The organism is Acidithiobacillus sp. (genome assembly GCF_023255755.1).
GTDB lineage: Bacteria > Pseudomonadota > Gammaproteobacteria > Acidithiobacillales > Acidithiobacillaceae > Acidithiobacillus.
In genome coordinates, this window is the sequence record NZ_JAGDVS010000158.1 from 1 (window position 1) to 7,812 (window position 7,812).

A 7,812-nucleotide genomic window follows, 5' to 3' on the forward strand; every position below is an offset into this window, starting at 1 on the left:
TCCAATCGGCTCCCTACATTTTACTGGAAATGGGGAGTTTTTCGAACTTCCCTATGGTGGTGGATTCGCGCAACTCTGGCATCAATTAATCGCTCTCGTGGTAATCGTGGTATATAACGCCGTTATGACATTCGTTATTCTGAAGCTGTTAGGCGTGTTCATCCCACTGCGCATGAGTGACGCTGATTTAGAGATCGGTGACTATGCCATACATAAAGAGGACCCCATTCCGGGGGTCATGGGTGCGCCCATTGAGAATCTGGTGCCGAATAAACCCGCATGGGATGGTCCCGATACGGTCGGGCCAGCGACTCACTACCCGCCCGCTGGTACGGATTAGATTGGTGACAGCTTGGTTGGCGAAGTCCGCCCCATCCGGTTGCAGACTTCGCCAGAGGCAATGGTCCGGTGGTGATCTAGCCTGTGAAACACCCATCCTCACCCTGCTGTTGTAGAACCGCAGAGGACTTAAGATGATTCCCGATTCTGTTCTGAACCGATTACAACATCTGGTGCGCGTCTACGAATTCGGTACATTTTTCGAGGAAACGGCGGCGCTAGCCGCAGACCTGATGGAGGCCGATGGCGCGGCCTTCATCGTCCACGAAGATCATAACCTGCGTTACCTGTTTTTTCATGGCCTACCCACGAGCTATTCAGACCTGTCGAAGCACATTTTTCCCGACGACCGCGGCAACAGCGGTGCCGCACTACGGACGGACCGCGCCATTTATGTGCCGGATTATCCAAACAGCGCCCACGCCATGCCCGAGTATGTAGCTACTGGTTTACAGGCAAGCCTCGCCCTCCCCGTCCACGGCCCCAAGGGTGCCAGTGGCGTCCTGGCCGTTGCCTGGTTCCGCCCGGCGCCCGCAAAGCTCGCTGAAAGCACTTTGCACCTGGCACAACTATTGGCCGATATGCTGGGTGCCGCCTGGTACCGGATGGGTATTGAGCTGCACCTGGAACAGATTGCCACTCGGGATACCCTCACCGGTGTACCCAATCGCTACCAGCTCGAAGAACGCCTAAACATGGCCTGTGCCCGCGCGCAGCGTGATCAACGCATCCTCGCCATTGTTTTATTGGATATTGATGGCTTTAAGGAAGTGAATGACAGCCTGGGGCACAGCGCGGGGGATCGTCTGCTGCGGGAAATTGTGACCCGCCTGCATGACGTGCTGCGTGCCAGCGATACCATCGTCCGCCTGGCCGGTGACGAGTTCATACTGTTGCTGGAAAAACTGCACAGCCCGCGTGATCTGGAAGATATACTCCAACGCATTCTGCTGGCGCTCAATATTCGCATGGGGGTGGATGATCAGCAGGTTGGTATAACCGCCAGCGCCGGCGTCACCACCTATCCCCATGATAAGGCCGATCCCGTTGAGCTTATCCACCACGCAGATCAGGCGGTCTATCGCGCCAAGGCGGCCGGTGGAAATTGCTGGACCTATTATGATCACGAGGATGATGAACGTCGGCGCTCCGCCCAACACCTGCGCGGTGAACTGGAGCGTGCACTGGCAAAACAGGAGTTCGTCCTCTACTGGCAACCCATCATCGACATGCAAAGCGGCCTTTGCGTTGCGGCCGAAGCATTGATCCGCTGGCAGCACCCTGAACGCGGCCTGCTCCTGCCCGCCAGCTTTCTGGATGTCGCGGAGAACTCTACGGTCATGCTGCGCATTGGAGCGTGGGTTATCCATAACGCCTGCCAACATGGCGAAGTCTGGGCCAGGCAGGGCATGGTCCTTGACATCCAGATCAACCTCGCTGCTCGCCAGGTAGAAAACCATCGTCTCTGCGACGACTTACGCCGCGCGCTGGCGGACTGCCCCACACTGTCTGCAGAGCGCATCTGTCTGGAACTGGTTGAACGCATCGCCCTGCGCGATATTGCCAAAACCGCCAGACTGATCAGTGACTGCCAGAGACTTGGCGTGCGCTTCGCCCTCGACGACTTTGGAACCGGGCCCGCCGCACTGCAATACCTGCTCGAACTTGGCTGCAACCAAATCAAAATCGACCACAGCTTCGTCATCCCCATGGCCGGGAGTCAACGTCACCAACGGATGATTCAGGCCATGATCCAGATGGCCCATGCGCTGGGTGTAACCGTCACCGCCGAAGGCATTGAGAACATGGAGAGCGCCGACCTCCTGCGCCAGATGCAGGCGGACCGAGGACAGGGATATGGCATCGCCAGACCTATGCCAGCATCAAGTTTTGCCACATACTGGCTACAAAACACCACTGCGGAACAGCCTGCATCATGACGAAGATTCTCGTTTTACAGCACCATCCGGAAGAAGGGCTGGGTAGCCTGCACAATATTCTTGTGGCACAGGGGCATCGAACGGAGGTGCATCGCCTTGATCTGGGCGTACCGGTTCCCGATGACTTGGCCGACTATGGCGCCTTGATCATCATGGGCGGACCCATGAGCGTCCACGATACGGACCGGTACCCGTGGCTGCTCAACGAGCAACAAATTATTCGCCGGGCAGTTGGCGAGGAACTCCCCGTCCTGGGACACTGCCTCGGCGGGCAACTGATTGCCCAAGCGATGGGTGGCCAGGTAATCCCTAACCCAGATGGCCCGGAAATCGGCTGGTGGCCAGTCACCAAGACCCCAGAAGCAATGAGCAGCGCCTGGTTAGCAGGTCTCCCCGACTCGTTTACGCTCTTTCACTGGCATGGCGAGACCTTTTTTCCGCCGTCCGGTGCAGTGCCGCTGCTTGCCAGCGACCTTTGTGCCCAGCAGGCCTTTGCCATTGGCAAGCACTGTCTGGCGCTTCAAGGCCACCCGGAGGTCACCCCCGCCACGGTGCAAGCCTGGACGGAAACCATGGCGGATGACTTGCAACAAACCGGTGCGGGTGTGCAACGCCGCAGGAACATTCACGAGCATCTGGAGCACAAATGTGAAGAGTTGCTGGACAAGGCCATGGCGATCTACCGCCCGTGGCTAGAACAGCTGTGCTAACGCCTCAGCGCCGCTCTGCCTCGATCATTTCTGCAGCCAGCAAACGTAGCAAGGCCATGACTTCCTCCGCATCACGCACATCGGTCGTGGTCAACCGCAACCGCAAGTCGCCGTGCCGCAGATAGGGCGGCAAGCGCAACGAAGCCCTCTGTTCTGGATCCAGTTTGTTCAAGGCCACAACGACCGAGGTGCTATTCAAGAAAGGTAGAATCTTGTCCAGATAGAGATGAATGGCGTCAATAGGTCGAGGCCTCGCGGCATCTATAAGCACAATCAAACCATCCGCGTTTTTGCCCAGAATTTCCCACATAAACTGAAAACGTTCTTGTCCGGGAATGGCATAAAGATGAAGTTTGACAGGGATTCTCGGACATCGGATCACTCCGTAATCCATTGCTACTGTGGTGGTTCTTTTGCTTTCTAGCGATCTCGATTCTGAGTAGGCTGCGTCGGTAGAGAGCAACTTTTCGCCAAGCAATGTGCGCAAGGCTGTTGTTTTTCCAGAGGCGACATGCCCGGCAATAATAATTTTTTTTTCAACGGTCCGATCGGACATGAGCCTAATCTTTAAACTTGTGCCAGCAGTGTAAAGCAAACCATGCCGACTCTCAAACAATCCAGGCAGGTCAATAGATTACCCGTGCAACAGCTGACCGCGTACTGCAATTCCGAATTGCTGCACAAAATCAGGCGCTGACGATGACCACAGCCTGCTCAGGGCTGCGCCATAGCCTGTCCCACATACTGCCCCATCCAGTGCTCTATCTCTTCCACCTCACGGAGGTGCCCATAAAGGCCAATGCGTGCCGAAAATTTGGTAACAGCAGCGCCCTTGGTCTGCAGGGTAATCAGAATGGCGTTACCCTCCGAATCATACCCATGCACTTCGACAATGTCGAGACTGATCTGCTTGGACCCGGTAAACTGCATACCCGCCTGAGGCAAGGCCCTCTCAGCCGCGGCAGTGACCACGCTGAGCGATGCGGGATAATAGGTGTAGTAAGGTACAGGATTAACTTGTGGGGCCCAACTGGCTGTACAGCCACTCAACCCAAGAGCCAGCACCACAGAGGCTGCCGCGAGGCGTGAGGATAAGGTCATAGCATTCTCCATAGCGAAATACGGGGTCGGTCCGGGGAGTGGACCTTCGCTTCATACTATACTGCAAAAGGCGGCGGAGAGGATTCATCCGGCAACGCCTCAAACAAGATAATGAACGGATAGGAGACCTCTCCCGGAACCGCCATTGCGATCGGCAGGACTGTGCCTGGTTGACTACACTAGTATCCTTGTGGAACTTGGCACCATAATAAGCACCTAAGTACTATTACGAGGAGATAGTGACCATGAAGACGGCACGCTGGTTGATGATTGCAACATTACCCCTTGCGTTAGCGGGCTGCGCGAATAATCCCTACGCCAGCAATAGCACTACGGCCAATACGGCGGGAGGCTCGCTGCTCGGTGCCGTCGCTGGCGCGGTCATCGGAAATCAAACCGGCTCGCCGCTGGCAGGCGCCGCCATTGGCGCCGGGTTAGGCGGACTTGCGGGCTATGGCATCTCCAGGAGCCAACAGCAGGCGCCGGCACCACAGCCCGGTTACTATGCAGCACCACAGGGCGGCGTACCATGCCCGCCCGGCTACGTGTGTACGCCGACGGCGCCTCAATACCAGCAACCACCTGCCTGTCCGCCAGGATATACCTGCTACCCCCGATAAGCTGACGCATGACGCCGGTCCAAAAGTCCGCCATGAGGTTCCCGTGCCCCGCTGCAACGTATACAGGAGCGCTGGGGTGACAGCGACCAACCAGCGGGCACGTCCGGACGGCAAGGCACGGACCACATTGCAGGACAAAGGAAGCTCTGATGGAACTTCGACAGAGCTGAGGTGGCCTATGGCAGCAGAAGTTCCGGCAGCGCACCCCGCTTGCCGATATTTCTCGTTTACTGCTTGAGAATAAACAGCCAACCCTCAGCCTTACTTGAACTTTCTGGAGACTATGACCTAGAATGCAAATGTATTTCCAGACGGAGGCCGTGCATCAGCATGCGCGTACGATACCATCTTCGGGGTTACAGGCTGGGGGCTTTCGGCTTCGCCGCCGCAGCGGCACTTGCGGGCTGCGCGAGTATGCCCAGCCACATGGCCGGCACGTCAGGTGGTGGCTACGGTTCGGCGATGGTGGGTTCTGCTTATTCCACCGGGCAGGATTGCCACGCGCCAGCCCCCGACCTCAATGCAGCCTACAATCAACCTTATGAAATCAATGGAGAGTGGTATCATCCCATGCATGGTGATACAGGCTTTTCAGAGAATGGTATTGCCTCCTGGTACGACCAGCAATCCTCAAGCAACGTGACCGCCATGGGTACCGCCTTCCACGCCCGGCAAATGACGGCCGCGAGTCGAACGCTGCCGCTGCCCTCCTGCGTGCGCGTCACGAATCTGAAGAACGGACGCAGCGTTGTGGTGCTGGTCGATGATCGCGGTCCCTTCGTGAGTGGTCGCATCATGGATATGTCTTATGGTGCCGCCAGCCAGTTGGGCATGCTCAACCAGGGCACAACGCCGGTGCATATTCAGGTGATTCCCAGCAGCCCAAGCCCCAGCACACCGCTTCCCCAAGTGCTACCGGTGGCCCAACGTATCGTGCCTAGGATGGCACCCGTACCGGTCTTGCACACGCCGACGGCGATACCGGTACCCGCCTATACACCTCCCTCCACTGCCAGCGCCAACCTGACGGCCGTGGTAAACGACGCTTTTTCCAACAGCCCGGTCCGCGCCATACCTGCCGCCGTCCAGAAGGCCCCTCCCGTCCCTGTTCCGCCGCCTCGGGAGGCCGCCCACACCTTACGGCAGTGGCGGCAGACACCGCGGTCCGGGCAAATCTATCTGGAAACGGCAAGCCCCATGCAGTTGCAGACCGCTGTCCGCGAGCGCAGCAAACTGCAAGATTTCGGGATCAGCACCGCGCACATGGTACCAGTATCCTCCACGACCGCGGGCGGGTTATATAAAATCAAGATCGGTCCGATGGCCCCCACCGCCGCCCCGGAAGACTATGCGGCCAGTTTGCAACGCCTGCGCCTCGGCACCTTTGTGGTCAGCGAGCAGGAGGGTTGAAGACATCCGCGCCCAATTTGCGCAAGGGTGGCTCCCTCCGCTCGCCGAGAATAGCCCAGACAATCAGGATGATCCAGGCAATGCCCGACCAGCCCAATACAATATTCAGGACCAGTACCCACAGAAAATGTTCGTGGTGACGTGCTGCGGCAATAATGCTGGGGATAAAATAGATAAACAAACCAAGTATGGCACCTAATAACCATACCACCACGTGCAAAAACACCGCCGCAATGCCCAGCCCTATCAGAGTCAACACCACGATGCCTATCACCATTAAAGTACTCAAGCCTCAACTCCTTCCGCCTTAGCGGTAAATAGTTTACTGATAATGGTATCTCCTGCCAGTTCTTCACCACTGAGCGTCAGCGCCAGCAATTCGCCGCCCAAGACCTCCGGGGAGATAATAAGGTCGGCACCAATCTGTCGCAGACGTTCCAGATTTTTACTATTCTGAACCGCCGCCACGGTTTTTCCGGGAACAGCCAACTCTTTAGCCGCAAGAATGATAAAGGCGTTTTCGCTGTCTATGACCCGCAATGCGAGAACACCCAGCGCGCACTCAGCCCCCGCCTTACGCAAAATATCCAGATCTGTAGCATCACCAATCATGAGATCTTCCTCAGCCATCCATCCATGCTCTGGCATCACGGGAACCAGCACCAGTGCCGGCAAATGGCGGGCGCGCAACGCGCGATAGGTGTTCTGTGCCAACGCATTATCACCAATAATCAGATAATGATTACGGTGACTACGTTTTTTTTCTCCCATCAGCAGGCGCTGCATCCGGCCATTTACCAACGGTACAACGACCGCAGAAATAGAAGTTGCGAAAACGGTGATACCCAGGATGATGATGGAGATAACAAAAAGTCGGGCATCTTCGCTTTTCGGCACAATATCCCCATAACCCACGGTGGACATGGTAACCACGGCGAAATACAAGGCACTTACCAGATTCTGGATAGACGGCGAAAATCCTGCACCCAACACGTAACTGCCCAGTACCGCATAGCTCATCAGGAGTAAAATAGAAATCGCCGCAAAGAGGGTACCTGCGGCCACACTCGAACGCGCAAAATGGCGCCGAAACAGCAGCAATGCCACTAGTATCACGGCATTAAAAATGACGACGCCACTCCACACAAAACCATAGTGATGCAGCAATATGGCCAGCATCGCTGCCGCCAGCACCAACGTAATGGCCCAGGAAAAGCGGGAGCGAAACAGCAATCCGAAGGCCATCAGCAGCAGCACAACCCCGGCCGCCGCTTCCGGTATTGTACCCAAAGCGGACAACAGCGGCGCCTGGGTCAGACTGGTGGAAGGTGCAAGAGCGGCCAATTCAGGGAAGAGTTGTGTGAGATGGGGCAATGCATCCAGTATGGCCAGCACGCCCAGCAGCCCTACAGCAATAGCCATCGGTATCTGCGGAAACCACACATTCAGATGCAAAACCGCCTGCGCCTTGGCCACGAAGCGAAAAAATCGCTGTCGTAGCGATAATTTCATCACATCGGGGATCCTGATCATGAACAGCCCCTTATTTATGGAGACCAGACGCCGTTAAATCGGAAATTCGGCGAGGCGATAAAATACCTCTCAGCCCAAACATCATCCATCTAGAACTGTATCATCTATAGGGAAGTTCGAAAAACTCCCCATTTCCAGTAAAATGTAGGGAGCCGATTG

General features: G+C 56.5%; 8 protein-coding genes and 1 pseudogene. 5 read left to right on the forward strand and 4 right to left on the reverse strand.

The features are described from left to right. The 3 genes and pseudogenes from Q0C48_RS11205 to Q0C48_RS11215 form a co-directional block, all read left to right on the forward strand. Window positions 1-340, forward strand: a pseudogene (locus Q0C48_RS11205) (hypothetical protein); the annotation flags it as partial. A 133-nt stretch (window positions 341-473) separates the two neighbouring features. Then, a complete protein-coding gene (locus tag Q0C48_RS11210; RefSeq protein ID WP_291524369.1) occupies window positions 474-2,279 on the forward strand; it encodes a sensor domain-containing phosphodiesterase in 1,806 nt (601 codons plus the stop codon). Then, a complete protein-coding gene (locus Q0C48_RS11215) occupies window positions 2,276-2,989 on the forward strand; it encodes a type 1 glutamine amidotransferase (protein WP_291524371.1) in 714 nt (237 codons plus the stop codon). The genes Q0C48_RS11210 and Q0C48_RS11215 overlap by 4 nt, the downstream gene beginning before the upstream one ends. Before the next feature lie 4 nt (window positions 2,990-2,993). On the opposite strand, the gene Q0C48_RS11220 is transcribed toward Q0C48_RS11215, so the two are convergent. Together Q0C48_RS11220 and Q0C48_RS11225 are read right to left on the reverse strand one after the other, a co-directional pair. Next, window positions 2,994-3,545, reverse strand: a complete 552-nt coding sequence (locus Q0C48_RS11220; RefSeq protein WP_291524372.1) for an ATP/GTP-binding protein — start codon at window positions 3,543-3,545, stop codon at window positions 2,994-2,996. Between the two features lie 158 nt (window positions 3,546-3,703). After that, window positions 3,704-4,090 (reverse strand): hypothetical protein, encoded by a 387-nt coding sequence (locus tag Q0C48_RS11225; RefSeq protein ID WP_291524373.1) that lies wholly within the window; start codon window positions 4,088-4,090, stop codon window positions 3,704-3,706. Window positions 4,091-4,335: 245 nt separating this feature from the next. Here Q0C48_RS11225 and Q0C48_RS11230 point away from each other — a divergent pair, with 245 nt between their 5' ends. Both Q0C48_RS11230 and Q0C48_RS11235 read left to right on the forward strand, forming a co-directional pair. Next, window positions 4,336-4,710 (forward strand): glycine zipper domain-containing protein, encoded by a 375-nt coding sequence (locus Q0C48_RS11230; protein WP_291524375.1) that lies wholly within the window; start codon window positions 4,336-4,338, stop codon window positions 4,708-4,710. A 330-nt stretch (window positions 4,711-5,040) separates the two neighbouring features. Beyond that, window positions 5,041-6,120, forward strand: a complete 1,080-nt coding sequence (locus tag Q0C48_RS11235) for a septal ring lytic transglycosylase RlpA family protein (RefSeq protein ID WP_291524376.1) — start codon at window positions 5,041-5,043, stop codon at window positions 6,118-6,120. Here Q0C48_RS11235 and Q0C48_RS11240 read toward each other — a convergent pair. Both Q0C48_RS11240 and kch read right to left on the reverse strand, forming a co-directional pair. Next, window positions 6,101-6,409: a superinfection immunity protein gene (locus Q0C48_RS11240; RefSeq protein ID WP_291524378.1), complete on the reverse strand. Its 309-nt coding sequence runs from the start codon at window positions 6,407-6,409 to the stop codon at window positions 6,101-6,103. The two genes, Q0C48_RS11235 and Q0C48_RS11240, sit on opposite strands and share 20 nt — an antisense overlap. After that, window positions 6,406-7,653, reverse strand: a complete 1,248-nt coding sequence (gene kch / locus Q0C48_RS11245; protein ID WP_291524380.1) for a voltage-gated potassium channel protein — start codon at window positions 7,651-7,653, stop codon at window positions 6,406-6,408. The genes Q0C48_RS11240 and kch overlap by 4 nt, the downstream gene beginning before the upstream one ends. Between the last annotated feature and the right edge of the window lie 159 nt (window positions 7,654-7,812).